Annotated in this window: 23 protein-coding genes and 1 tRNA gene; 21 read left to right on the top strand and 3 right to left on the bottom strand. The window is 63.9% G+C overall.

Annotation, left to right across the window (positions count from 1 at the left end; all coding sequences use genetic code 11):
• Nucleotides 1–575: 575 nt before the first annotated feature.
• On the top strand, nt 576–1,139 hold the full coding sequence (locus SR870_RS14220) for a type 1 glutamine amidotransferase domain-containing protein (RefSeq protein ID WP_322514196.1): 564 nt from the start codon (nt 576–578) through the stop codon (nt 1,137–1,139).
• Between the two features lie 163 nt (nt 1,140–1,302).
• Here the strand turns inward: SR870_RS14220 and SR870_RS14215 are convergent, their stop codons facing one another.
• Nucleotides 1,303–1,665 carry a hypothetical protein gene (locus SR870_RS14215; RefSeq protein WP_322514195.1) on the bottom strand — a complete coding sequence of 121 codons (363 nt, stop codon included), beginning with the start codon at nt 1,663–1,665 and terminating at the stop codon, nt 1,303–1,305.
• Between the two features lie 246 nt (nt 1,666–1,911).
• On the opposite strand from SR870_RS14215, the gene SR870_RS14210 reads away from it, so the two are divergent.
• Nucleotides 1,912–2,730 carry a lytic murein transglycosylase gene (locus SR870_RS14210; protein ID WP_322514194.1) on the top strand — a complete coding sequence of 273 codons (819 nt, stop codon included), beginning with the start codon at nt 1,912–1,914 and terminating at the stop codon, nt 2,728–2,730.
• Nucleotides 2,731–2,778: 48 nt separating this feature from the next.
• Here SR870_RS14210 and SR870_RS14205 read toward each other — a convergent pair whose 3' ends face one another.
• Nucleotides 2,779–3,480, bottom strand: a complete 702-nt coding sequence (locus SR870_RS14205; protein ID WP_322514193.1) for a flagellar hook assembly protein FlgD — start codon at nt 3,478–3,480, stop codon at nt 2,779–2,781.
• A 12-nt stretch (nt 3,481–3,492) separates the two neighbouring features.
• On the bottom strand, nt 3,493–5,049 hold the full coding sequence (locus SR870_RS14200) for a flagellar hook-length control protein FliK (protein ID WP_322514192.1): 1,557 nt from the start codon (nt 5,047–5,049) through the stop codon (nt 3,493–3,495).
• A gap of 327 nt (nt 5,050–5,376) precedes the next feature.
• Between SR870_RS14200 and mnmA the strand changes: the two genes are divergently transcribed.
• From mnmA to torT, 19 genes are all read left to right on the top strand, one after another.
• Nucleotides 5,377–6,573 carry a tRNA 2-thiouridine(34) synthase MnmA gene (mnmA, locus tag SR870_RS14195; RefSeq protein ID WP_322518272.1) on the top strand — a complete coding sequence of 399 codons (1,197 nt, stop codon included), beginning with the start codon at nt 5,377–5,379 and terminating at the stop codon, nt 6,571–6,573.
• Between the two features lie 17 nt (nt 6,574–6,590).
• Nucleotides 6,591–7,229: a class I SAM-dependent methyltransferase gene (locus tag SR870_RS14190; protein WP_322514191.1), complete on the top strand. Its 639-nt coding sequence runs from the start codon at nt 6,591–6,593 to the stop codon at nt 7,227–7,229.
• A 41-nt stretch (nt 7,230–7,270) separates the two neighbouring features.
• Nucleotides 7,271–7,615 (top strand): hypothetical protein, encoded by a 345-nt coding sequence (locus SR870_RS14185; RefSeq protein WP_322514190.1) that lies wholly within the window; start codon nt 7,271–7,273, stop codon nt 7,613–7,615.
• Between the two features lie 119 nt (nt 7,616–7,734).
• A tRNA-Met gene (locus tag SR870_RS14180) sits at nt 7,735–7,811 on the top strand.
• 1,542 nt (nt 7,812–9,353) lie between these two features.
• The gene (locus SR870_RS14175) at nt 9,354–10,076 is read left to right on the top strand and encodes an aspartate aminotransferase family protein (RefSeq protein WP_322514189.1); all 723 of its coding nucleotides are present in this window, start codon (nt 9,354–9,356) and stop codon (nt 10,074–10,076) included.
• 357 nt (nt 10,077–10,433) lie between these two features.
• Entirely contained in the window at nt 10,434–11,363 is a 930-nt protein-coding gene (locus SR870_RS14170; RefSeq protein ID WP_322514188.1) for a LysR family transcriptional regulator, read from the top strand.
• Between the two features lie 95 nt (nt 11,364–11,458).
• Entirely contained in the window at nt 11,459–12,250 is a 792-nt protein-coding gene (gene pxpA, locus SR870_RS14165) for a 5-oxoprolinase subunit PxpA (protein ID WP_322514187.1), read from the top strand.
• A 238-nt stretch (nt 12,251–12,488) separates the two neighbouring features.
• Nucleotides 12,489–13,331 (top strand): hypothetical protein, encoded by an 843-nt coding sequence (locus tag SR870_RS14160; RefSeq protein ID WP_322514186.1) that lies wholly within the window; start codon nt 12,489–12,491, stop codon nt 13,329–13,331.
• Between the two features lie 27 nt (nt 13,332–13,358).
• Nucleotides 13,359–14,849, top strand: a complete 1,491-nt coding sequence (locus SR870_RS14155; RefSeq protein ID WP_307421551.1) for a YHS domain-containing protein — start codon at nt 13,359–13,361, stop codon at nt 14,847–14,849.
• Between the two features lie 28 nt (nt 14,850–14,877).
• A complete protein-coding gene (locus SR870_RS14150) occupies nt 14,878–15,132 on the top strand; it encodes a toluene-4-monooxygenase system B family protein (RefSeq protein WP_322514185.1) in 255 nt (84 codons plus the stop codon).
• A 17-nt stretch (nt 15,133–15,149) separates the two neighbouring features.
• Complete coding sequence (locus SR870_RS14145) at nt 15,150–15,449, top strand: MmoB/DmpM family protein (protein WP_322514184.1); 300 nt, start codon at nt 15,150–15,152, stop codon at nt 15,447–15,449.
• A 40-nt stretch (nt 15,450–15,489) separates the two neighbouring features.
• Nucleotides 15,490–16,476, top strand: a complete 987-nt coding sequence (locus SR870_RS14140; protein ID WP_322514183.1) for a toluene monooxygenase — start codon at nt 15,490–15,492, stop codon at nt 16,474–16,476.
• 19 nt (nt 16,477–16,495) lie between these two features.
• A complete protein-coding gene (locus tag SR870_RS14135; RefSeq protein WP_322514182.1) occupies nt 16,496–17,503 on the top strand; it encodes an FAD-binding oxidoreductase in 1,008 nt (335 codons plus the stop codon).
• An 11-nt stretch (nt 17,504–17,514) separates the two neighbouring features.
• Nucleotides 17,515–17,850: a Rieske 2Fe-2S domain-containing protein gene (locus SR870_RS14130; protein WP_322514181.1), complete on the top strand. Its 336-nt coding sequence runs from the start codon at nt 17,515–17,517 to the stop codon at nt 17,848–17,850.
• Nucleotides 17,851–18,220: 370 nt separating this feature from the next.
• Nucleotides 18,221–18,463: an acetyl-CoA carboxylase gene (locus tag SR870_RS14125; RefSeq protein ID WP_307421563.1), complete on the top strand. Its 243-nt coding sequence runs from the start codon at nt 18,221–18,223 to the stop codon at nt 18,461–18,463.
• On the top strand, nt 18,460–19,845 hold the full coding sequence (locus SR870_RS14120; protein WP_322514180.1) for an acetyl-CoA carboxylase biotin carboxylase subunit: 1,386 nt from the start codon (nt 18,460–18,462) through the stop codon (nt 19,843–19,845). The genes SR870_RS14125 and SR870_RS14120 overlap by 4 nt, the downstream gene beginning before the upstream one ends.
• A complete protein-coding gene (locus SR870_RS14115) occupies nt 19,845–20,720 on the top strand; it encodes a 5-oxoprolinase subunit B family protein (RefSeq protein WP_307421567.1) in 876 nt (291 codons plus the stop codon). Before SR870_RS14120 ends, SR870_RS14115 begins: the two co-directional genes overlap by 1 nt.
• A complete protein-coding gene (locus SR870_RS14110) occupies nt 20,710–21,684 on the top strand; it encodes a biotin-dependent carboxyltransferase family protein (RefSeq protein WP_322514179.1) in 975 nt (324 codons plus the stop codon). The genes SR870_RS14115 and SR870_RS14110 overlap by 11 nt, the downstream gene beginning before the upstream one ends.
• Before the next feature lie 14 nt (nt 21,685–21,698).
• Nucleotides 21,699–22,766 carry a TMAO reductase system periplasmic protein TorT gene (torT, locus tag SR870_RS14105; RefSeq protein ID WP_322514178.1) on the top strand — a complete coding sequence of 356 codons (1,068 nt, stop codon included), beginning with the start codon at nt 21,699–21,701 and terminating at the stop codon, nt 22,764–22,766.
• The last annotated feature ends 10 nt before the right edge of the window (nt 22,767–22,776 follow it).

Genomic DNA, 22,776 nt, shown 5'->3' with positions numbered 1-22,776 from the left:
TGCCTCGCAAGCACGCGTCCGGGAGGCAGAGGTCACCGTCCGCCGCTACTACGAGCGGCTGCCGCTTTCGTGGCTGGACGGGCGCAGCAAGGCCGGGGAGATCCCGCACCGCTGTGTTCCCGGAAGAACGGTCCCGACGCCCAAAATCGCCGCGGTGGGCGCGCCGACGAGGCGTTGCGCGAGGGATCGCAAGCCCTCGCGAACCTCACCACCTTCGCGCCACGCGGCGCGCCCCCACCCCTCGCTGTGAAGCGACGGGTGCAAACCTCGGACGCTTCGGCGCCGCGAGAACGAATGACCGTGGCTGTTTGATATCTGAACCTGTCGGCGCGTGCGGGTTCTCAACTTGCACTCCGTCATCCTGAGGCGCGAGCGCAGCGAGCCTCGAAGGATGAGCCGCAAGCTCGGCCCTCGTGTCCGCATCCTTCGAGGCTCGCCCTATCGGGCGAGCACCCGGGATCAAGTCCGGGGCAGGCTCTCAGGACGACGGCGCTGATGCGCCCGGAACGATCACACGCGCTGTCGATTAGCGGAGCAGGGCGGGGCGCAAGCAAAATCGGATACGGAGATTCCTCATGGCAGGCCAACTCGACGGCAAGCGCGTGCTCATTCTCGCCACCCACGGCTTCGAACAGTCGGAACTCGAAACCCCGCGCGATCGCCTCAAGGCGGCCGGCGCGCAGGTCGATATCGTGTCGCCGGAACAGGGCGAGATCAAGGGCTGGGACGGCAAGGATTGGGGCCGGCCGGTCAAGGTCGACAAGGCGCTCGGCTCCACGAAGGCCGACGATTACGACGCGATCGTGCTGCCCGGCGGCCAGATCAATCCGGATCTGCTGCGCGTCGAGGCCGATGCGCTGAAGCTGATCAAATCGTTCTTCGACGCCGGCAAGACGGTAGCGGCGATCTGCCACGCGCCGTGGCTGCTGATCGAAACCGGCATCGCCAAGGGCCGCAAGATGACGTCCTATCACTCGATCAAGCAGGACGTGATCAACGCCGGCGCCAAGTGGGAAGACTCCGCCGTCGTCACCGACAACGGCGTGATCACCTCGCGCAATCCCGGCGACCTCGAAGCGTTCTCGAGCAAGATCATCGAAGAAATCCGCGAAGGCCGGCATCAGCGCCGCGCGGCCTGATCGGTCCGCGATTTCATCCCTACGTCATGGCCGGGCTCGTCCCGGCCATCCACGTTTTGGTGGCGCCCGAAACCAAAATGCCCGCGACAGGCGCGGGCCTGACACTGTTGAGTTGCGACGAACTGCCGACGTGCGGGGCGTGGTTTGGGCCCGCGCATCGCCCTCAAAACCGCGGTTCGCTCCGCCGCCGCGCCGGCCGTATCGCGCGTTCGGCGCGCACCGGGATCGGCTGGGCGCCCGGGATCAGGTCGAACGGCCGGCGCTTGCCGCGATCGCCGCCGCGCAGGTCGGTTCCCATCGCCATGATCGCCGAGCCCATCGCGGCGCTGCCGAAAGTGATCACGAAGCCGAACATCAGCAGGCCGAGCGCGGTGCCGGGCGAACTGTCTGCGAAGATCAGTTCGCGCAGATGGCCCGGATTGACCCACAGCAAGCCGCCGAGCAGCAGCGCCGCGAGGCAGACGCCACCCGCCAGATTGATCGCCAGCAATCGGAACAGCGGTTGCCGCAGAAGCGTGCGGGGCATGTTGCGGTCCTCTCCTGACAGGCTGTCGGTTCGTCGTCGGCGGGCCCGTCGTTCATCCGCCGATCATCGACTCTCGATCAAGATGCTGCCGTCAATATGGCGCGCCGGAGTGCGCCTCGCAACCGCAGGCCAGAAATGCTAGATTCGCCGCATTGTCCTCGCAATACGCATCAATACGCATCGATCTCGGCGGCATCCTCGATCCGCCGCTCGCCTCAGCCCCTGCCGATTTGGAGAATGGTTTAAATGGCCCATTTGCGTCTTGCCCTTCTGATCTGCGCCACGGGTTGCGCGCTCCTCGCCGCTGCGCCCGCCCAGGCCGCGCGCTGTGGCGGCGATTTCGACACCTTCATCGCCAGCATCTCGGCCGAGGCGGCGCAGGCGGGGGTTTCACGCGAGGTGATTTCCCAGGCGCTCGGCGGCGTCACCCCGGACCCCGCGGTGCTGGCGTTCGATCGTCGCCAGCGCGGCACCTTCAACAAGACCTTCGAGCAGTACGTCGCGACCCGCGTCGGCGCCGGCCGGATCAAATCCGGGCGCGCCATGCTGCAGCGTCATGCGTCGCTGCTGTCGCGGATCGAGCGCCAGTTCGGCGTGCCGCCGCAGATCCTGGTGGCGATCTGGGGGCTCGAGAGCGACTTCGGCAAGGGCGACATCGGCAAGCTGCCGGTGTTCCGCGTGCTGGCGACGATGGCGCATGACTGCCGCCGCACCGAGCTGTTTCAGGGTGAATTGCTGGCGGCGCTGAAGATCGTGCAGCGCGGCGATCTCACGATGCGCGACATGGTCGGCGCCTATGCGGGCGAACTCGGCCAGACTCAGTTTCTGCCGTCGTCCTATATCAAATACGGCGTCGATTTCGACGGCAACGGCCACGTCGATCTGCGCCACAGCGTGCCGGACGTGCTGGCCTCGACCGCCAATCTGCTGAAGACCGCGGGCTGGCGCGCCGGCGGCTCCTACGAAGAAGGCACGCCGAATTTCGAGGCAATGCGCGAATGGAATCGCGCTCTGGTGTATCGCAAGACGATCGCGTATTTCGCCGATCAGTTGGTCGGGCAGTAACGCGGTTTCGCCCGCAGAAACGGCGTCAGATCGAGCCGCGCGACGGCGTCACGTCGTCGTGCCGGTGCCTGGTTTCACCACTCTCTTGATCTGGTCGAGCGAGAAGGTCTGGCCGCCGATCGACAGCATCGGCGGCGACTGGGTGAGGTCGACCGAGTCGATGGTGCCCTGGATCTGGGTCGAGACGGTGGCCTGCTGGCCGGCGGCGTCGGTCGCGACCACCGACAGCGTGTAGTCGCCCTCCGGCCATTGTGCGCCGTCATTGCCGCGGCCGTCCCAGGTGAAGCCCTGGTTCTTGCCGGCGTTGAGCGTGAATTTTCCGGAATACACCGTCTGCCCGGTCGAACTCTGGATCGACACCTGCGCGGTTACCGGCTTCTCGGTCGACAGCGACCAGCCGGCGGTCTTGCCGTCGTAGTGCGATTTGCTGCCGTCGACCACGGCGTTGGCGCCGATGAAGTTCATCGCCTGCGTGGTCTGCGCGGTGGACTGCAGCTTCAAGAGCGACGACAGCGATTCGTTGGTCTTGAGCTGCTGCTCGACGCCGGCGAACTGCACCAGCTGCTGGGTGAACTGGTTGGTGTCCAGCGGCTCCAGCGGGTTCTGGTTCTGCAACTGCGTCGTCAGCAGCGTCAGGAAGGTCTGGAAATTGTCGGCGATGCCGGTGGTCGAGCTCGACGTCGAGGTCGCGGTGTAGTTCGGGTTGGGGGCCGAATACGGCGTCGTCGCGGTGGTGGCTGCGGCTGACATGGTGATGACTCCTCAGATCCGGATATCGACGCCGCTGCTGGCGCCCAGCATGCGGCCGTAGCTGCGTCCGGCGGCGACCGCGGGCGGCAGCTCTTCCTCGCTGATCACCAGCCGTTGCGCGTGGCGACCGCCGTCCTGCTGTTGGCCCTGCTGCTGACCCGACGACGACGACGACTGGTCGCGCAGGCTGAACTGCAAGCCGCTGTCGCCGGTCTTCAGCCCGGCATTGTCGAGCGCGCGCTGCAACTGGTTCTGATCCTGCCGCAGCATCGCCAGCGTCTCGGGCTTCTCGACGGTGAGATGCGAGGTCACGTTGCCGCTGCGGTCGACCTCGATGCGGACGTCGATGCGGCCGAGTTCGGCGGGATCGAGCCGGATATCGAACCGGCTGGCGCCGCCGTTCGCCCTCGCCGCGATGGTGACCGCGAGATCCTGCATCGCCACCGGCGCGTTGGTCGCGAGCGCCGCGGTGAGCTGCGGCGACGCAGCGGTCTGCTGGGTCGCGGTCGAGGCCTGCAGCGGCTGCGTCGCCGGCACCTGGATTTGCGGCAGCGAACTGGAGTCGGTCAGCGACTGCGCCGACGCGTCGGCGGCGTGATGACGGGCCGCGGCCTTGGGTTGCGCATTCGCCTGCTCGACGGCGGCGGCAGTCGCCTCGGTGGTTTTCGCCTGCTCCCCCGGAGCCGTCTGCGGCTGCGCCGCGCCGGTCTGCTGCAGGCCCTGAACCGACGCGTCGACGGTCGCCGGCGTCGCCGCGGTCGTGGTGGTGGCGGCAGGATCGGATTGCGCCGTCGCTTTGGCGCCGGCCTTGCCGGCATTGGGCTGCGTCGCCAGCGCCGCGAGCTTGGGATCGAGCGCGACGACGCCGGTGGCGGTCGCCGTCTCGGTTGCGGTGGTCTCGGCCTGCTGGCCGGTCGCAGCGAGGTCGACGACTGCGGTCTTGGCCTTCAGCGCCGCGGCGGCTGCGAGGGCGAGCGGCCCGGCGGCCGTGGCCGTCGCGGCATCGCCGATCGCCTCCGCTGACGTTCCGGCCGCGTCGGTCGCCGGGGCGTCGACTGTGACTGCTGCGACGGCGACCGGTGCAACCACGGGCGCGGTAGTCGGCACGGCCTCGGCAGCGGTCTGGCTCTGGTCCGTGGCCGCGGTGTCGGTGCCGTCTTTGCTGTCGCCGGACTTGCTGTCATCGGCCGATTTGGCGTCTTTGCCCTTGCCGCTGTCTCCGGCCTTCGAGGTCCCGGCCGCGTCCGACCGCGTCGCGCCGTCGCGCGCCGGGGCCTCTTTGCTGCTGTCGGCATTCGACGTCCGCCGGCTGTCGTCGCTACGATCGCCGGCGCGGTTCTGGTCCGCCGCATCGTTGCGGCGATTGCTGGCCATGCGGTCGTCGGCCGCGCTCGAGGACGGGCGCGGGTCGAGCGCAGTCGCGGGCTGGCTGCTGGCAGTCTCCAGCGCAATGTTGCTGTCGACCAGCGACGAGAAACTGTCGGTCGGAGACGACCGGTCCTGGCGTGCGGTCGATCGCTGCGCGGGCGCCTGCGCGGTCGAGACGATATCCGAAGGGGCATTCAACACGGGGCGAGCTCTCACACTGATCTACGCCCATCTCAGCAAGGACCGGGCCAGCCGGGCCGGGGTGAAATTGTTTAGCCTATTCAGTAACCTAGCTTTCGCATTCGGGCAACGGGCGGGGCTCCTGCCGCGCCGTTTCTGCCCGTCTCGGCAAGAATTGCCCTAGCCTGTCCGCAAAACCGGGGCCGCCGCATTGCGCCTCCGAAAGTCGGCCTATATTAAAGACCGGCATTCACGACGGTTTGCGGAATCTGGCTTCACCGCTTCCCGGACAGGCGGAAGGAATGGTCGCGACGGCTCGCCCCGCGATCGCAGCGTATGACTGACACCATGCTCAACAGCCTGGATCTGGAAGGACGCCCGCAGGACACCCGCGTCGTGGTGGCGATGTCGGGCGGCGTCGATTCGTCGGCGACCGCCGCGCTGCTGAAGTCGCAGGGTTACGATGTCGTCGGCATCACGCTGCAGCTCTACGACCACGGCGCCGCCACCCATCGCAAGGGCGCCTGCTGCGCCGGCCAGGACATCCACGACGCCCGCGACGTCGCCGCGCGCATCGGCATTCCGCATTACGTGCTCGACTACGAGAGCCGCTTCCGCGAATCCGTGATCGACAGCTTCGCCGACAGCTACGCGCTCGGCGAAACCCCGGTGCCGTGCATCGAGTGCAACCGTTCGGTCAAGTTTCGCGACCTGCTGGCGACCGCGCGTGAACTCGGCGCCTCGGCGCTCGCCACCGGTCACTACGTCTCGTCGCGCCGTCTCGCCGACGGCTCGCGCGCGCTCGTCTGCGCCGCCGATCGCGATCGCGACCAGAGCTATTTCCTGTTCGCGACGACGCGCGACCAGCTCGACTTCCTGCGCTTCCCGCTCGGCGACATGACCAAGCCGCAGACCCGCGATCTCGCGCGCCAGTTCGGCCTGTCGGTCGCCGACAAGCACGACAGCCAGGACATCTGCTTCGTGCCGACCGGCCGCTACACCGATGTGGTCGAACGATTGAAGCCGAATGCGATGGAGCCCGGCGAGATCGTCGATCTCAACGGCCGCGTGCTCGGCAGCCACCCGGGCATCGTGCATTTCACCGTCGGTCAGCGCCGCGGTCTCGGCATCGCCTCGCGGGCGCCGCTGTATGTGTTGCGGCTCGACGCGGCGCGGCGGCGCGTGGTTGTGGGTCCGCGCGAGGCGCTGCGGATGGAGCGGATCGTGCTGCGCGACGTCAACTGGATCGGCGACGGCGCGCTCGATCAGGCGGTCGGCGACGGGCTGGAATTGTTCGTGCGGGTGCGCTCCACCCGCGCGCCGCAGCCGGCCTGGCTGCGCGCCGTCAATGGCGGCTACGAGGTCGAGCTGGTGGCAGGCGAGGAGGGCGTCTCGCCCGGCCAGGCCTGCGTGTTCTACGACGCGGCGGAAGGCCAGGCCCGCGTGCTCGGCGGCGGCTTCATCAAGAGCGCCGCGCCGCGATCGATCGCGGATCCGGCGCACGACGACGCGGCGTCGCCGGCGCTGGCTGCGATGCGCGGATAAGGATTTCGGGGCGGGGCATGGCAAACGATATCGACCGCGCAGGCGTCGCCAAGGCGTATGCGCGCTGGGCGCCGATTTACGACATGGTGTTCGGCAAAGTCTTCGACAGCGGCCGGCAATCGACCATCGCGGTGGCCGATGCGATCGGCGGGCGGGTGCTCGACGTCGGCGTCGGCACCGGGCTGTCGCTGTCGGACTACTCAAAAACGACGCGGCTGTGCGGCGTCGACATCTCCGAGCCGATGCTGCGCCGGGCGCACGAGCGCGTCCGCACCCTCAATCTCACCAATGTCGAGACGCTGGCGGTGATGGACGCCAAAAATCTGGCGTTCCCGGAGAACTTCTTCGACGCGGTCGTGGCGCAATACGTCATCACCGCGGTGCCGGACCCGGAAGCGACGCTCGACGATTTCATCCGCGTGCTGAAGCCCGGCGGCGAACTGATCCTGGTCAACCACATCGGCGCTGAAAGCGGCCCGCGCAAGCTTTTCGAACTGGCGTTCGCACCGCTCGCGCGCCGGCTAGGCTGGCGCCCGGAGTTTCCGTGGGCCCGGCTGGTGAACTGGGCGGCGCGGCATGGCGGCGTGGAACTCGCCGAACGCCGGCCGATGCCGCCGATGGGGCATTTCTCGCTGATCCGCTATCGCAAGCTCTAAACGCGGGCCGGAACTGCACGACGCCATGCACGTTGACGTGCATGATCAGGAAACTCGCGCTCGCATTCGGTTGTTTGTCGATGGTTGCGGCTCCTGCGCTGGCGCAGGCGCCGCCGAAATCGCCGCCGACCGCCGCCACTCCCTCTTCGAATGGATGCCCGCCCGGCGCGGCGAGGGTTCATCCGCCCGGCACCGCACCACCCGGCGCGACCACCGGTCAGACGCAGGAGCCGCTCGGCGACAAGCTCGCCCGCTCCGATGGCGTGCTCTGCCCACCCGCCGGTGTCGATCCGGAGATTCGTGCGCCCACGCCCGACACCGGCACGATGCGGGTGATCCCGCCCCCGGGCTCGCCCGGCGGCGACCAGAGCGTGCAGCCGAAATAGCGGATTTTCCGCCGACTTCAGCCATTGCCCTGCGATTGCTTGACAGGGCGGCGCACGACTTCTTATATGCCGCGCGTTCCCACGGCCGCGGTTTTCCGCAGGCCGATGCCGGACGCAGTGGCGGGGTAGCTCAGCTGGTTAGAGCACGGGAATCATAATCCTGGGGTCGGGGGTTCGAGTCCCTCTCCCGCTACCAAAACATTATCAATCACTTAGCATCATTTGCGCCGATCTCGCGGAACCCGCTCAGCGGCCCGTACAACACTTCGCACAACATTTTCGGTCTGGTCATGACTCGTCGCGCTTCAGCGGGCGACGGCCTCATGGGCGGTCTTTGCGCAGCGGCACCGGTGGATCAGGGTGGTGCCGGCGGACCATTCTGCTCTCGCCGATCCGCGCGAACATCAACGGCCCGTTGTGGTCGGCCGCCTGTGCTCATAACGCACCCTCTCTCCATATAGGATCTCCAAGTGTTCGGAGACCCAGAAGCGCGACCAGCATTCCAGAGTACCTGATGAAGAAGGTCAGGGATGGAGCGCTCTCTGCGGCCCGTGCCACCGTCGCCGTCGAGGCGTTCAAGCCGAAATCGATCGGACCTGCTCCGACGCGGCCCTGATCAACGTAGCTGATAGAAACGAAAGCCCGGCAGCCATGCCGGGCTTTTTCATGAAGGCCTTGCGTCGCCGACTCTATGTGCCGATCAGACGAGACCGCGCAGCGGGTTCTTCATCTGCTCGACCTGGTCTTCGACCAGCTTCATGCGCGATAGCGAACGACCCTGAACACGAAGAAGATCGTCCCGCCTTAGATTGCGGCCCAGATCGACCGGAGCTCTCAGCTTCCCTAGTCTACCCTCCTGCTACCGGTCTGATAAGGGATGTGGTGCTGCGGCAGCATCGCCGATGTCTGTTTTGGGCCATAAGCAGACGTCCTGCAATCATTTCGGGGGCTTATTAGCATCCCGGATGCGGTCGTGGGAAATCTATCAAAGCGTTTAAGTCCATTTTCTCGATCCACTGATACGCACTGCGATAGAGAATCGCACGGCATCGTCGACGATATGTCGAATTTTCGAACTTGTTGACTGGGCAAAGCCCTCAGTGCGATAGCGAAGGTCTCATGGGTGGATGATAGGGCTTCGAGGGGGGAAAAGCATAAGATCTAAAAGCTCCTCCGCCTGGGTAAGGTATCAGAAGCGCTTCTCCAGAATCGCCCAGTTCGAGCTCTCCGGCCAGCCGCACCAGAGAATGTCCAAGATCGATGATCTGCTCCAGCGCCGGCCGAAACAACTCCACCTGACGATCGTCGCGCGGCTTGCTCATCGCCCCTCCCGGAAGACGAACATGCCACCAAAGGAATCACAAACCGCCGAAAGGAGAAACCCAAAACGCGAGAAAATCGAGGTCAACCCGCTGCTTTCCTACAAAATCAAATACTTATCCCAATCGATCAGCCAGCAAAATCAAGGGCTTTCGAATTGTTCACGGGCGACTCCAGAATTGCACGTCGTAGACCCGTTGATAGGTAGGAAAGGTGCATGGTTGGAGAGGAGCTGCCAACGATGTCCTCGCCCTGGATGTCCCAACTGTCGGTGGGCTATTGACAGAAGACACTTTGGAAAACACCAACATCTTGGTTCGCGGGTCAACTCCCCGCATCGGCTTGGCGGGCCGATGGATAGAGAATCGAGCAACCTTCGCATACCGATTCTGCGGACTGGCGAGTATTCGTCGGGGCGATGCTGCGGGGGCTGCTGCGAAGTCAGTCGGTTGCGCCCGACGAGATCGCGGTCCTGGACACGATCTTCTCCAGCGATGGCGTGGTGGCCGGTCCGAAGGGATTTCTGAAGCAGGCCGTCGATGCCATTCATCGGGCGGGAGGTCTCTTCGTCGCCGACGAAGTGCAGCCTGGCTTCGGCCGAACAGGCGACTCGATGTGGGGCTTCGAGCGACATGGCGTGTCTCCGGACCTGGTCACGGTCGGCAAGCCGATGGGAAACGGCTATCCCATGGCGGGTGTCATCGTTCGTCCCGAACTGGTCGCCGACTTTGGAGAGAAGGCGCGCTACTTCAATACGTTTGGTGGCAACCCGATCGCCGCTGCGGCCGGCATGGCGGTCCTGAAAGTCATCGAGGAGGAGGGCCTCGTCGCACGAGCGCGCGACGTCGGCGCCTACATCCAGGATGGCATGCGTCAATTGGCGGAGAAGTATCCGGCTATCGGCGATGTCCGCGGTGCCGGCCTCTTCATCGGGGTGGAACTCGTTTCCGACATGGCAACGAAATCGCCCGACGCGGCCACGACGACGAAACTCGTCAATGGGCTTCGTGAGCGTCGTATTCTGATCAGCGCATCTCGGCCCGGCGCAAACGTGCTGAAGATCCGGCCTCCGCTCGTCTTCTCCCCCGAGAATGCCGATACTCTGTTCGAAGGCATGGAGGATGTCTTCAAGTCACTTTGAGCTATCGTGAAGCGCGAATAGCCATTGGCCAGGTTCAGGTAACCAGGGGAGCGTGTGACAGGCTGTGGCACGTCACCGGAGTTGGGTTGGTAGCTCCCGGTGGTGGTCCCGCAGTGGCTTGCGGGTCGAATTCTCACGGGTAGCTGTCGGCAGTCGCATCATTGCTGATACTTTGCAGCCTTGCTCGCGAAGAGACAGAAAGTTGCGGTGAGAAGCGACGGGTCCTCAAAGAACGTGTCGAATACTGAGCACCGGCGTGGCACCCTTTGTGCTTGTGCAGTCTGCATGAGCTTGCTTTTCTATCGGGCCAGATAGCGTCTCTCTACGTCGCAGGACGAGCATATAGCGGGAGTTGCAATGAGGGTATCTCTACGTCACTTTCGTGTCTTTATCGCAGTTGCGGAAAGTGGCCAGATCTCAAAGGCGGCGGCGGCCTTGTTCACGTCGCAACCCGCTGTCAGCGAGGCAATCAAGACGCTGGAGACGGATGTCGGCGTCAAGTTGTTCAATCGGACTCCGCGAGGTGTGTCGCTGACCTACGAGGGAGCGATCTTTCTCGAACACGCTCAAAACGTGTTGGCGACCGCAGTCGATGCGATGCTCGCACCGCAAAAGGTGCGGCGCGACCTGGACGGTGAACTGACGTTGGCCTGCACGCACACGGTGGCGGGCTATTTCATCACGCCCCTGCTGTCGCGCTTTGCCAGAATCTTCCCGGGAATCAAGGTGAAACTGGTCGAACTGGAGCGGCCCTGTATCGAGGATCGGTTGATGTCGGGCGAGCTTGAGGTCGCCGTCTGCCTGCTGTCTCCGCTTGAACATATCAGCGAAATCGAAACCGAGTTACTCGTGCGATCGAAGCGGCGGCTCTGGCTGCCGGCCAATCACGCGCTTCTAGACCGAAAGAACGTTGCGCTGCGGGATATCGAGCACGAATCTTATATCATGCTGACGATCGACGATGCCGACCGCACCACTCTCGGCTACTTCGAGAGGGCCGGCTTCGAGCCAAACGTGGTGTTCCGGACCTCGTCGATGGAGGCCATCCGTAACGTGGTCTCCGAGGGGCATGGCGTGACCGTTCTCTCCGACATGGTCTATCGCCCTTGGTCACTCGACGGCGTGCGGCTGGTCGCGGTCGATCTGATCGATCAAATTCCCAGCATGGACATCGGGTTGGCCTGGAACAGAGCCACAGGACTCGGGCGCGATGCGCAATTGTTCTGCGATGTCTGCCGATATGGGGCTGGGATCGTCGGGTCGGGGATGTTCGCCGAGTCACAATAGCCGCCGTATCGGTTTTCCCGAATTTCAGGATCGCACCTTCTGATTATTCATCCGGGTGGGGCTCCTGTACTTCTGTCTCATCAGGAGGACCGACGATGGGCCGGAAAACGACGATCGACCTGGGCTGCGACATGGGAGAAGCCTACGGCAACTGGCAGTTGGGTAGCACCGACGACGCCAAGCTGATGACCATGATCAGCTCGGCCCATATCGCGGCGGGGTTTCATGCCGGTGATCCCAACCTGATGGACCGATCCGTCGCCCTGGCGCTGTCGAACAAAGTCGCGATCGGTGTGCATCCCGGATTTCGGGATCTTCAAGGGTTCGGCCGTCGCCGCATCGTTCAAAGCACCGAAGAGATGGTGAACGACATCGTCTACCAGGTCGGCGCCCTGCGAGAGTTCGTGCATTTGCACGCCGGCACGGTGCAGCACGTCAAGCCGCACGGCGCGCTGTATATGGAGTTGGCGGCCAACGAGGTCGCCTCGAGGGCCTTCGTCAAGATGATGAGGCGTGTCGCACCGGACGCCTTCATCTACTGCATGGGCGCGTCCGAAACCTACAGAATCGCAAAGGAACTCGGACAGCCCGTCGTCCGCGAATTCTACGCGGACCGCGAGTACGATTCGACGGGCAAGATCGTCTTTACGCGCAAGCCGGACAACTACAATCCGAAGTCGGCGGCTGACCGGGTGGTGCGGGCGTGCGTCGAAGGCAAGGTCAAGCCTGTCGACGGTCCCGAAATCGAGGTCGGCTTCGAGTCGATCTGCGTTCATTCCGATACGCCGGGATCCGTCGATCTGCTCGTTGCGATTCGCGAGGCTCTCGGCGCCAATGGCGTTGAAATCCTGGCGCCCGGAGCGGCGAGAGCGCGCAACGCCGCGTAGTCGCATTATGCGAATGCCGGCTCCGCAACTACAAGGTCCTCGGTGGGGCGCCGCCCGAAGGCGCAGGTGACGTCAGACTCGGCTTACAGAAGCTTGTACCGAGCCAACACGTCGATACGCAGAATGATGATGTCGCCCAGCCGGCCGCACCGGCTCGGGCGACATTTCTGTTTGAATGCAATCTCGACCAAGCCGTCGATGCACTATCTTTTTGCTTTGTGCGTACAAAAATGCGGCAATGCACTCAATTATTCATCGTGGCTTCATAGCGACTATCACCGAAATGGTATTTGAAAATACGATTAGACCCGTGCCGCGATCCTCTCGTTTACTTGGCGTGCAAGATAACAGGGCGCTGAGAGGATCGAAGATGCCAGGCAATCCGTTGGTTGCACCGCAGCTTATTGCAAATGCGCGGATGCTCTATCTTGATTGGGTCCCCGAAGATCCGGCGGCCGCCAGAGCTCTCGTTCCGCAAGAGCTGACACCCGAGGGCCGCGGCTGCGTCTATATCAACCAGTACATCGTCGACGATCCCGCGCAGACATCCAACGGCGGATTGCCGGGAAGTTTCGGGGCTTACTCGCTGACTTATCTTGGCGTCGATCTCGACGGGCTCGATGCCCAGCCCGGAACGCCAGGGCGTTGGTGGACGCACTACTTCAACAGCTCGCCGAACATGATCGATTACGCGTTGCAGCGCGGCGTTCCTGCAACCTCCGGCGAGACCGTGTTCGAATGGAAGGGCGACGAACTGATCGCGACCACTCTGGTCGGCGGCAAGCCGCTGATCCGAACCAGCAGCACGGCACGGATCGGCGCCGGCGCGCCCGCCAACGGCCAGCTTCGCTACGTCACCCGCGTCGACGGTGTCCTGACCAGCGGTCGCTATCCTTTCGTGATGAAGGCCGCCGCCGAGTTCAAGTGCAACGCGATCGAATTTCTCGACACATCGCATCCGGTCTATGCGCTGCGTCCCAAGCAGCCTCTCGACGTGACGTTCGGCTTCTATTCGCCGGACATCACCTTCTGCTATCCGGGCGGCGAAGGCCCGATCGACGTCAAACCGCACGGCGTGTGAACAGACCCAATTCACGGAGGAGCGACCATGCTCGAACGTTCAGACTGGTATGACCTGGCCCGCGACACGAACTGGACCCCGAAATACGTCCCGGAGGAAGAGCTGTTTCCGGAAGACTATGCCGGCTCCAGGGGCATCCCGGAACACATCTGGGCGACCTATGACGAGCCCTACAAGGTCACCTATCGCGAATATGTCGGCATGCAGCGTGAGAAGGATTCGGGCGCCTACTCGGTGAAGGCCGCGCTGGAGCGCATGGATATGTACACCTCGGCGGATCCGGGCTGGATCGCCACGCTGAAGGAGCATTACGGCGCGGTGTCCGTGGTCGAATACAACGCCGCGCTTCAGAACGCTCGGCTGCTGCGCTTCGGCCGCGCCGGCGGCATGCGCAACATGGCGACCTTCGGCATGTTGGACGAAGTCCGTCACGGCCAGATCCAGCTGTACTTCGCCCATGAATATGTGGCGAAGGACCGGCAGTTCGACTGGGCGCATCGCTCGATGAACACCAACAATTGGGTCACGCTCGCGGCCCGGCGGTTCTTCGACGATCTGATGATGACGCGCAACGTCATAGATACCTCGCTGGCGATGAATTTCTCGTTCGAGACCGGTTTCACCAATCTGCAGTTCATCGGTCTTGCGTCGGACGCGACTCACGCGGGCGATTTCAAATTCGCCAAACTGATTCAGAGCATCCAGTCCGACGAAGCGCGTCACGCGCAGATCGGCACGCCGACGCTCAAGATCCTGATCGAGCAGGGCAAGAAGGCCGATGCTCAGCGCATGGTCGACATCTCGTTCTGGCGCTCGTCGCGCCTGTTCGCGATCCTGACCGGCATTCCGATGGACTATTACCTGCCGCTCGACAAGCGCGAGGGCTCGTTCAAGGAGTTCATGCAGGAATGGATCGTCACCCAGTTCACGCGGTCGCTCGAGGACCTCGGCCTGGAGAAGCCTTGGTACTGGGACATCTTCATGCGGGATCTCGACGAGCATCATCACGGCCAGCAGCTCGGCACCTGGTCGTGGCGGCCGACGCTGTGGTGGTCGCCGGCCGCCGGCGTCAGTCCGGACGAGCGCGACTGGCTCGAGGAGAAGTACCCCGGCTGGAACGACACCTTCGGCAAATGCTGGGACGTCATCACCGAGAATGCCAGGACCGGCCGTTTTGAGAAGACCGTGCCCGGCACGTTGCCGGTGATCTGCAACGTCTCGCAGAATCCGATCGTCGGCACGCCCGGCAAGACGCTCCAGGACCGTCAGCTCACCTATAATGGCCGCAAGTATCACTTCGGCTCGGAAGTCGATCAGTGGATCTTCGAGCAGGATCCGCAGCGCTACGCTCGCCACCAGTCGCTGGTCGACCGGTTCCTGTCGGGCAGCATCGAGCCCGCCAACCTCGAAGGCGTGCTCGCCTATATGGGCCTCGGCGTCATCAGCGACGGCGGCCAGGACGCGCACGACTTCAGCTGGGCCACGGCCAAGACGACCAAGACGGTCAAGGCTGCTTGAGCCAACACGTGTACACAGGAGGCCGATCGTGGCGTTGTTTCCTTTAGTCTGCAATTTCGAGGGTGATTTCGTGCTGAAATTGCTCCCCGTCGACACCGAACAAACCATGGCTGAGGTCGGCCAGGCGGCTGCGGTCAATGCGGTCGGTATTCACGTTGCCGACCAGCCGGGCAAGACGATCTACGCCCGCAAGGAAGGCGCCGACTCGCCGTTCCCGTTGGACATGAAACTGTCCGACAGCGGGCTCGAGCCGATGGACTGCGTGAAGTTCTATTTCGTTTGAGGGCGGGAGTAACCACAATGGCGACTGTGAAATCACGCAATCTGGTCGGTCCGGTCATTCAGGCCGGTGAGATGGCCGAGGCGATCGTCGAGGCCGCGCAGGACGACAATCCGGGCAAGGAAGTCCTGGTGAGTTCGCGTGCGTCCTACATTCGCATCGAACTCGAAGGAGAGTGCATTCTGCGGCGCGAGACGATCCAGTCCAAGCTGGGTCGCCCGTTCCAGATGAACGAGATTGAACTGAACATGCCGTCGTTCGCGGGGCAGGTCGAGACCAGCGACGATTCGATCCGCTTCTACTACGAGCACGCGCTCTAGCGTCCGACATCGACACCCGAACAGATCGAGAGGGATCACCATGCCCGAAGTAGCACAACTGCGCCCGCTCAAGACCTGGAGCCACCTCGCGGCCCAGCGCCGGCGGCCCAGCGAATACGAAATCGTCTCGACCAATCTGCTGTGGCACACCCGTGACGCCGATCATCCATGGGACGTCGACGGCTTCATGGGCGACTGGTACACCAAGAACCTGTTCGGCTCGCCCCTGAAGCACAAGGACTGGAACGCCTTCCGCGATCCGGACGAGACGGTATACCGCACCTACAACATCCAGCAGGACGGGCAGGAGTCTTACGTCGACGGCCTGCTCGAGCAATTCGCCCGCGACGAGCACGACGCTGCATTGCCGGCGGCCTGGGTGCCGGTGCTGGCGAAACTCTACACGCCGCTGCGCTACCCGCTGCACGCCATCCAGATGAACTGCGGCTACCTCGCCAGCATCTCCCCGGCCAGCACGATTTCGGGTGCAGCGATGTTCCAGGGCGGCGATGCGTTGCGCTGGCTGTCGCGCATCGCCTATCGGACGCGCGAACTCGCCAATGCTCATCCGGATGCCGGCTTCGCCCGCGACGAACGCAAGAACTGGGAAATCGCGCCGGAATGGCAGGGCTTCCGCGAACTCGCCGAGAAGATGCTGGCGACCTACGACTGGGGCCAGAACTTCTTCGTGATGAACACGATCTTCAAGCCGGCGCTCGAGGAAGCCGCCCTGAAGCAGCTAGCACTCGGCGCCCGGCGCAATCAGGACGCGCTGCTGCCGCTGCTGACGGAAGCGCAGCTCCGCGACAGCGCGCGCTCGCAGCGTTGGACCTCGGCGCTGATCGAAATGGCGATGCAGGAGCCGTCGAACAGCACCGTGCTGAACGACTGGGAGAAGCAGTGGGTGCCGCTCGCCGACAAGGCGATCAGCACCTATTGCGACGCCATCCCGGACAATCCGACCGCGAAGAAGACCGCGCTGGCCAATATGCGGCAGTATTGGGCAAGCGTCGGGCTGGCCGCCTAGTAGCGCAGAGGGAGCGGCCGTGTTTCCGATCGAGATCGCAGACGGCAGGGGCAGGTTCGACGTCGGGTCCGACGACGTACTGCTCCGCGCCGCTCTGCGGGCCGGGCTGGGCTTTCCCTACGAATGCAACGCCGGCGCCTGCGGCAGCTGCAAATTTCAGCTGATCTCGGGCGATCTCGTCGTGCCGACGGATCTCGCGCCGGCCGAAACGGAGCGGGATCGTGCCCGCGGGCGCTATCTCGCCTGCCGCGTCTCGGCGCGTAGCGCCTGCACCATCAAGATCCGCACCGACGCCACCTATGTGCCGTGCCACGCGCCGCGGCGCTTCGAGGCGCAGCTCGCCGAGAAGACCACGCTGACGTCCGACATGAGCGAGTTCGTTCTCGTGTCGGAGACGCCGGCCGCCTTTCTGGCCGGGCAATACGCGCTGCTTTCGCTCGCAGCCGATGGCCCGAAGCGCGTGTACTCGATGGCGAACGTGCCGAACGACCGCGGCGAATGGCGATTCATCGTCAAGCGCGTGCCGGGCGGCGCGTTCTCCGATCCGCTGTTTCGGCTGCCGATCGGAACGAACATCCACATCGACGGACCTTATGGCACCGCCTTCGCACGGCCGGAGATCGACCGCGACGTCGTGTGCATCGCGGGCGGGGCCGGATTTTCGCAGATGCTGTCGGTGGCGCGCGGTCTTGCCGGGTCCGGCCGGATGCAATCGCGAACCCTGCGGTTCTACTACGGCGGTCGCAGATCGATCGATGTGCCGAGCCTGCAGCAGATTTCGGATCTCGCGTCGCAGGTCGGCGACCTTCGCCAGACCGTCGTCGTGTCCGATCCGGACGATGAGCCCCGATGGAATGGCCCGAGCGGCTTCGTCCACGACGTCCTCGGTCGCGACTTCACGGATGGCTGGGCCGACCATGAGTACTATCTGTCCGGCCCGCCGCCGATGGTCGACGCCACGTTGCGCATGCTGGTGATGGAAAAGCAGATTCCGCACGAGCGCATCCACTTCGATCGTTTCTTCTGAACGGAACCAGAATGGCATTCGAACGCGTCTGTACCCTCGACGACCTCTGGCAAGGCGAAATGGCGAACTACACGGTGGGTGGGACCGAGATCCTTTTGGTGCACACCGACAAGGGGCAACTGGTCGCGACGCAAGCGATGTGTCCGCATCAGGAGGTGGAGCTGGTTGAAGGTGAGCTGAGCGGATGTCTTCTCACCTGCCGGGCGCATCTGTGGCGGTTCAACGTGGTGGAGGGAAAGGGTGTCAATCCGACTCACCCAGAACTCGCACTCTACCCAATCAAGGTCGAGAACGACGTCGTGTACGTCGATGTCGAAGGAGTCGAACCGAAATACGCACATTCCTGAGATCGACGGAACGCGCATCGAGGTGGCCGATCTCGTGCGCAGCATCGCGCGAGGCGGCCGGCGAGGGACGAGGCGGAGCATGGGAGATCGTGATGACAAGTCCGAGTGACGGCCGGTCGGCCATGAAAGCGTACCCGTCGGGTTTCCGGGCCGCGTCGCCGCCTGACGCATCGAAATTGCGTGAGCTGCTGGTTCGCGCGCCGGGCAAATCGCCCAAGGCCTCCCGATCCGCCTGTCAATGCCAGCTCGCGTCCGATCAAGGCGTGGCCGGCGGGGAAACGTGCGCGTTGCGAGCCGCGTGGATGTCGCGGTCAGCGAAGTACTCCGGGTAGTCGTGCCGTCATTTATTGTGTGAGCTGAGGATCTTCTGATGAGCATCAAGCAAGTACGAGCCCCGATGCCTGGAACTTTCTATCGGTCCTCGGGGCCCGATCAGCCCCCGTTCAAGGCGGATGGCGACACGGTGACGAGCGCCGACACGATCGGCCTGATCGAAGTAATGAAGACCTTTCACACGGTCGCAGCCGGCGTCGACGGCAAGGCGCTCCGTTTTCTCGTCGACAACGAAGATCCGGTGATGGCCGGTCAGGTGATCGCCGAGGTGGACGAATGACCATTCGTTCGCTGCTCATCGCCAATCGGGGTGAGATCGCGGTCCGCATCATCAAGGCCGCGAAGGCGCTCGGCATCCGCACCGTCCAGGTGCACAGCGCCGCCGATGCTGACATGCTCGCCGTAAAGCTGGCGGATGAGGCGATCGACATCGGCCCGCCGGCGGCCAAGAAGTCTTATCTCAGCATTCCGACGGTCATCAACGCGGCCAAGCGCGCCGGCGTCGATGCGATTCATCCGGGCTACGGCTTCCTCTCCGAGAACGGCGATTTTGCCGATGCGGTCGAAGCCGCGGGGATGATTTTCATCGGCCCGAAAGGCGACGCGATCCGGCTGCTCGGAGATAAAGTTGCGGCGCGCGAAGTCGCCAAGAAAGCCGGCGTGCCGACGGTGCCGGGCAGTGACGGCCGTGTAGACGGCATTGTAGCTGCGCGGAAGGTCGCCGAGACGACGGGCTTTCCGATCATGATCAAGGCGGCGGCCGGCGGCGGCGGTCGCGGCATCCGCATCGCCAACAATATGGCCGAGTTGGAGAGCCAATTTCCGATGGCGTCGGCCGAGGCGCTTGCCGCGTTCGGTGACGGCGGCTTGTATCTGGAGAAAGTCATTTCCCGCGCCCGCCATGTCGAGGTGCAGATCCTCGGCGATGGCGAGAACGTCGTGCATTGCTACGAGCGCGAATGCTCGCTGCAGCGTCGCCGCCAGAAAGTGTGGGAGGAAGCCCAGGCGTTCCTGCTGCCAGCCCGCGTGCGCGAGAAGCTCTGCGCCAGCGCCGTCGCGCTCGCGCGTGAAGTGAAATATCGCGGCGCCGGCACCGTCGAATATCTCTACGACGACGAGACGCAGGACTTCTACTTCATCGAGGTGAATACCCGTATCCAGGTCGAACACCCGGTCACCGAGATGATCACCGGCATCGATCTCGTGCAGGAAATGATCCGCGTCGCTGGCGGCGCCAGACTGTCGGTCACGCAGAACGATATCGTGCCGCGCGGCCATGCCATCGAGTGCCGCATCAATGCCGAGGACGCGACTCGCGACTTCATGCCCGCGCCGGGCCAGATCGGCCGGCTCAGCATCCCCGAAGGCGAAGGCATCCGTTTCGATACGATGCTGTACGCCGGCTATTCGATCCCGCCGTTCTACGACTCGCTGCTCGGCAAGCTGATCGTCTGGGCCGAAACCCGCGATGCATGTCTCGACCGATTAAAGGGGGCGCTGCAGCAGCTCGAGATCGGCGGCGTGCCGACGACGGTGCCGCTGCATCTGGCGCTCGCCGGCGACGACAGCGTACGCCGCGGCGCGTTTCATACGCGCTTTCTCGAAGCCTGGCTCGAGGCCGAATTCAGCCGACAACTCCAATCCAAGTCCGAGGTGGCGTGATGGGCATTCGCTATTCGTTCGGAGGCGACGAACATCTGTTCGTCGAGTGCAGCGAGGAGATGTCGCTCGACGCGTTTTTCAAGAGCCTGTCGATGACCAACGGCATCCGCGACAGCGAGATCAAGGGCATCACGGAAATCTGTCCGGCCAACGCCTCGTTTCAGGTCAAGTTCGATCCAGACATCATCAAGCCCGACGATCTGCTGCGCGAGGTGAAGTCGATCGAGGGCGCCGCCGCCAAATCCGAACCGGTGATCCGGACCCGCATCATCGAAATTCCGGTGCTCTACAACGATCCGTGGACGCACGAGACGCTCATGCGGTTCCGCGAGCGCCATCAGGATCCGACGAGTACCGATCTCGAATACGCCGCGCGGATCAATCACCACGCCACGGTCGACGATTTCATCGCAGCCCATGCGGGTTCGCCGTGGTTCGTCTCAATGGTCGGCTTCGTCGCCGGTCTGCCGTTCATGTATCAGATGGTCGACCGGCAGCGGCAGATCGAGGTGCCGAAATATCTGCGCCCGCGCACCGACACGCCGAAGCTCACCATCGGCCACGGCGGCTGCTTCGGCTGCATCTATTCGGTGCGCGGCGCCGGCGGCTATCAGATGTTCGGCGTCACGCCGATGCCGATCTTCGATCCGACCCAGACGACGAGCTATCTACGGGACTTCATGGTGTTCTTCCGGCCAGGAGACATCGTGAAGTTCAAACCGATCGACCGCCCGGCCTATGACCAGGCGGTCGAGGAGGTCGATAACGGCCAGTTCGCGCCGCCGATTCGCGACGTCAGCTTCGACCTGCGCGAATTCTCCAAGGACATTGACGGCTACAACGCCAAGCTGGAGGGCGTTCTCAATGGCCATTAAGGTCGTGCATCACGGACTCGCCACCACCGTTCAGGATCTCGGACGTCCCGGTTACTTTCATCTCGGCATTCCGGTCGGCGGCGCGATGGATCGCTACGCGATGCGCGCCGCCAATCTCCTGGTCGGCAACGACGAGGGCGCGGCTGGTCTTGAAGCCGTGTTCATGGGCCCGCAGCTCGAGTTCACGGCCGACGCATTGGTGGCCGTCACCGGGGCCGATATGCCGGTCAAGATCGACGGCGTCGACCAGCCCGGCTGGACGGCGCTCAAGGTCAAGGCCGGCCAGAAACTGTCGTTCGACTTCCTCAACTCCGGCGCGCGCATTTGCATCGCCGTCAGCGGCGGCATCGACGTTCCGGTGGCGCTCGGAAGCCGCTCGACCTATCCGATCGGCGCGCTCGGAGGCGACAAAGGCCGGCCGATCCAGGCGGGCGACGAACTGCCGGTCGGCGAGGGCAGCCTAGCGAGCGAGGGCCGCGGCGTCGATCCAGGCCTGCGGCGCGTACCCGGCAAACTCGCCGAACTCCGCGTCCTGCCGGGCCTGTATTGGCATCGACTGACGGAGGCCGCGAAGGAGACCTTCTTCGCCGACGAATGGAAGGTCGCCAACGAGGCGGACCGGATGGGCTATCGCTTCAAGGGCGGCCGCAAGCTCGACCTCGTCGAGCGCGAGCAGCCGTTCGGCGCGGGCTCCGATCCCTCGAACATCGTCGATAGCTGCTACCCGTACGGATCGATCCAGGTGCCCGGCGGAACGGAGCCGATCATCCTTCATCGCGACGCGGTGTCCGGTGGTGGTTACTTCATGGTCGGCACGGTGATCGCCGCCGACATGGACCTGATCGGCCAACTGCAGCCGCACACGCCCACCCGCTTCGTCAAAGTCGACATGGATCAGGCGCTCGCCGCCCGGGCCGACGAGGCCGTCCGCCTTGAACGCCTTCGTGCAACCTTGAAGTCATAACTGGGGGACGGAACATGACACTTCGCTCAACTCTACTGACCGCTTCGATCGTCGCGTTTATCGCTGGTGCGGCTCATGCTGAAGATTGGTTCCCCTACAAGGCGATGAAGACCGAGCCGCCGTTTGCCACAGACGGCAAACAGGAAGAGGTTTCGTACATGCCGCTGGCGAAGGCCAGCCAGCCTTGGAAGATCTGCGTGTCGTTTCCGCACATGAAGGACGCCTACTGGCTCGGCGTCGATTACGGCGTTGTCGACGAGGCCAAGCGGCTCGGCGTGTCGATGAATCTGCTCAACGCCGGCGGCTACACCGAGCTCAACACCCAGATTTCCCAGATCGAGGACTGCGTCGCCAACGGAGCCCAGGCCGTGGTGATCGGCGCGATCTCGTTCGATGGCCTGAACAATCTGGTGACCGAGATCAACAAGAAGGGCATCCCAGTCATCGACGTCGTCAACGGCATTTCGTCGCCGAACGTCACCGCCAAGTCGCTGGTGTCGTTCTACACGATGGGGCAATCGGCCGGCGAGTACCTGGCCAAGAAACACCCGGCCGGCAGTAAGGAAGTAAAGGTCGGCTGGTTCCCGGGCCCGGCGGGCGCCGGTTGGGTCGAAGCCGCCAACAGGGGCTTCCTCGACGCGGTCAAAGGCTCCGCGCTGAAAGTCCTCGACGCCAAATATGGTGACACCGGCAAGGAGGTGCAGCAGAAGCTGGTCGAGGACGTGCTGCAGGCTAATCCCGACATCGGCTATGTCGCGGGCACCGCTGTTACTGCAGAAGCTGCGCAGGGCGTCATTCGCGAGCGCGGCCTGCAGGGCAAGGTCGATCTGATGGCGTTCTATATGACGCCCGGCGTCTATGAAGGCATTAAGCGCGGCTTCATCGTCGCGGCGCCTGCGGACTCGATGGTTATTCAGGGGCGTATCGCGATCGATCAGGCCGTGCGTATCCTGGAGAAGAAAGACTACATCAAGCATGTCGGTCCGAAGATCTTCGTCGTGGACCAGCAGAACGTGAACAGCGTCCCCCGCACCAGCATCCTTCCGCCGGACGACTTCAAGCCGGTCTTCAAGGTGAACTAACTGGCCAGCC

Source organism: Rhodopseudomonas palustris, from assembly GCF_034479375.1.
In the GTDB taxonomy this organism is placed as follows: domain Bacteria; phylum Pseudomonadota; class Alphaproteobacteria; order Rhizobiales; family Xanthobacteraceae; genus Rhodopseudomonas; species Rhodopseudomonas palustris_M.
This window is presented reverse-complemented; position numbering and strand designations above follow the sequence as displayed.

What these genes read in the sequence shown, in the direction of transcription:
- SR870_RS14220 (WP_322514196.1), top strand. Translation starts at nt 576, where the DNA reads ATGGCAGGCCAACTCGACGGCAAGCGCGTGCTCATTCTCGCCACCCAC.
- SR870_RS14215 (WP_322514195.1), bottom strand. Translation starts at nt 1,665, where the DNA reads ATGCCCCGCACGCTTCTGCGGCAACCGCTGTTCCGATTGCTGGCGATC.
- SR870_RS14210 (WP_322514194.1), top strand. Translation starts at nt 1,912, where the DNA reads ATGGCCCATTTGCGTCTTGCCCTTCTGATCTGCGCCACGGGTTGCGCG.
- SR870_RS14205 (WP_322514193.1), bottom strand. Translation starts at nt 3,480, where the DNA reads ATGTCAGCCGCAGCCACCACCGCGACGACGCCGTATTCGGCCCCCAAC.
- mnmA (WP_322518272.1), top strand. Translation starts at nt 5,377, where the DNA reads ATGCTCAACAGCCTGGATCTGGAAGGACGCCCGCAGGACACCCGCGTC.
- SR870_RS14190 (WP_322514191.1), top strand. Translation starts at nt 6,591, where the DNA reads ATGGCAAACGATATCGACCGCGCAGGCGTCGCCAAGGCGTATGCGCGC.
- SR870_RS14185 (WP_322514190.1), top strand. Translation starts at nt 7,271, where the DNA reads ATGATCAGGAAACTCGCGCTCGCATTCGGTTGTTTGTCGATGGTTGCG.
- SR870_RS14175 (WP_322514189.1), top strand. Translation starts at nt 9,354, where the DNA reads ATGCTGCGGGGGCTGCTGCGAAGTCAGTCGGTTGCGCCCGACGAGATC.
- SR870_RS14170 (WP_322514188.1), top strand. Translation starts at nt 10,434, where the DNA reads ATGAGGGTATCTCTACGTCACTTTCGTGTCTTTATCGCAGTTGCGGAA.
- pxpA (WP_322514187.1), top strand. Translation starts at nt 11,459, where the DNA reads ATGGGCCGGAAAACGACGATCGACCTGGGCTGCGACATGGGAGAAGCC.
- SR870_RS14160 (WP_322514186.1), top strand. Translation starts at nt 12,489, where the DNA reads ATGCACTCAATTATTCATCGTGGCTTCATAGCGACTATCACCGAAATG.
- SR870_RS14155 (WP_307421551.1), top strand. Translation starts at nt 13,359, where the DNA reads ATGCTCGAACGTTCAGACTGGTATGACCTGGCCCGCGACACGAACTGG.
- SR870_RS14145 (WP_322514184.1), top strand. Translation starts at nt 15,150, where the DNA reads ATGGCGACTGTGAAATCACGCAATCTGGTCGGTCCGGTCATTCAGGCC.
- SR870_RS14140 (WP_322514183.1), top strand. Translation starts at nt 15,490, where the DNA reads ATGCCCGAAGTAGCACAACTGCGCCCGCTCAAGACCTGGAGCCACCTC.
- SR870_RS14130 (WP_322514181.1), top strand. Translation starts at nt 17,515, where the DNA reads ATGGCATTCGAACGCGTCTGTACCCTCGACGACCTCTGGCAAGGCGAA.
- SR870_RS14125 (WP_307421563.1), top strand. Translation starts at nt 18,221, where the DNA reads ATGAGCATCAAGCAAGTACGAGCCCCGATGCCTGGAACTTTCTATCGG.
- SR870_RS14120 (WP_322514180.1), top strand. Translation starts at nt 18,460, where the DNA reads ATGACCATTCGTTCGCTGCTCATCGCCAATCGGGGTGAGATCGCGGTC.
- SR870_RS14115 (WP_307421567.1), top strand. Translation starts at nt 19,845, where the DNA reads ATGGGCATTCGCTATTCGTTCGGAGGCGACGAACATCTGTTCGTCGAG.
- SR870_RS14110 (WP_322514179.1), top strand. Translation starts at nt 20,710, where the DNA reads ATGGCCATTAAGGTCGTGCATCACGGACTCGCCACCACCGTTCAGGAT.
- torT (WP_322514178.1), top strand. Translation starts at nt 21,699, where the DNA reads ATGACACTTCGCTCAACTCTACTGACCGCTTCGATCGTCGCGTTTATC.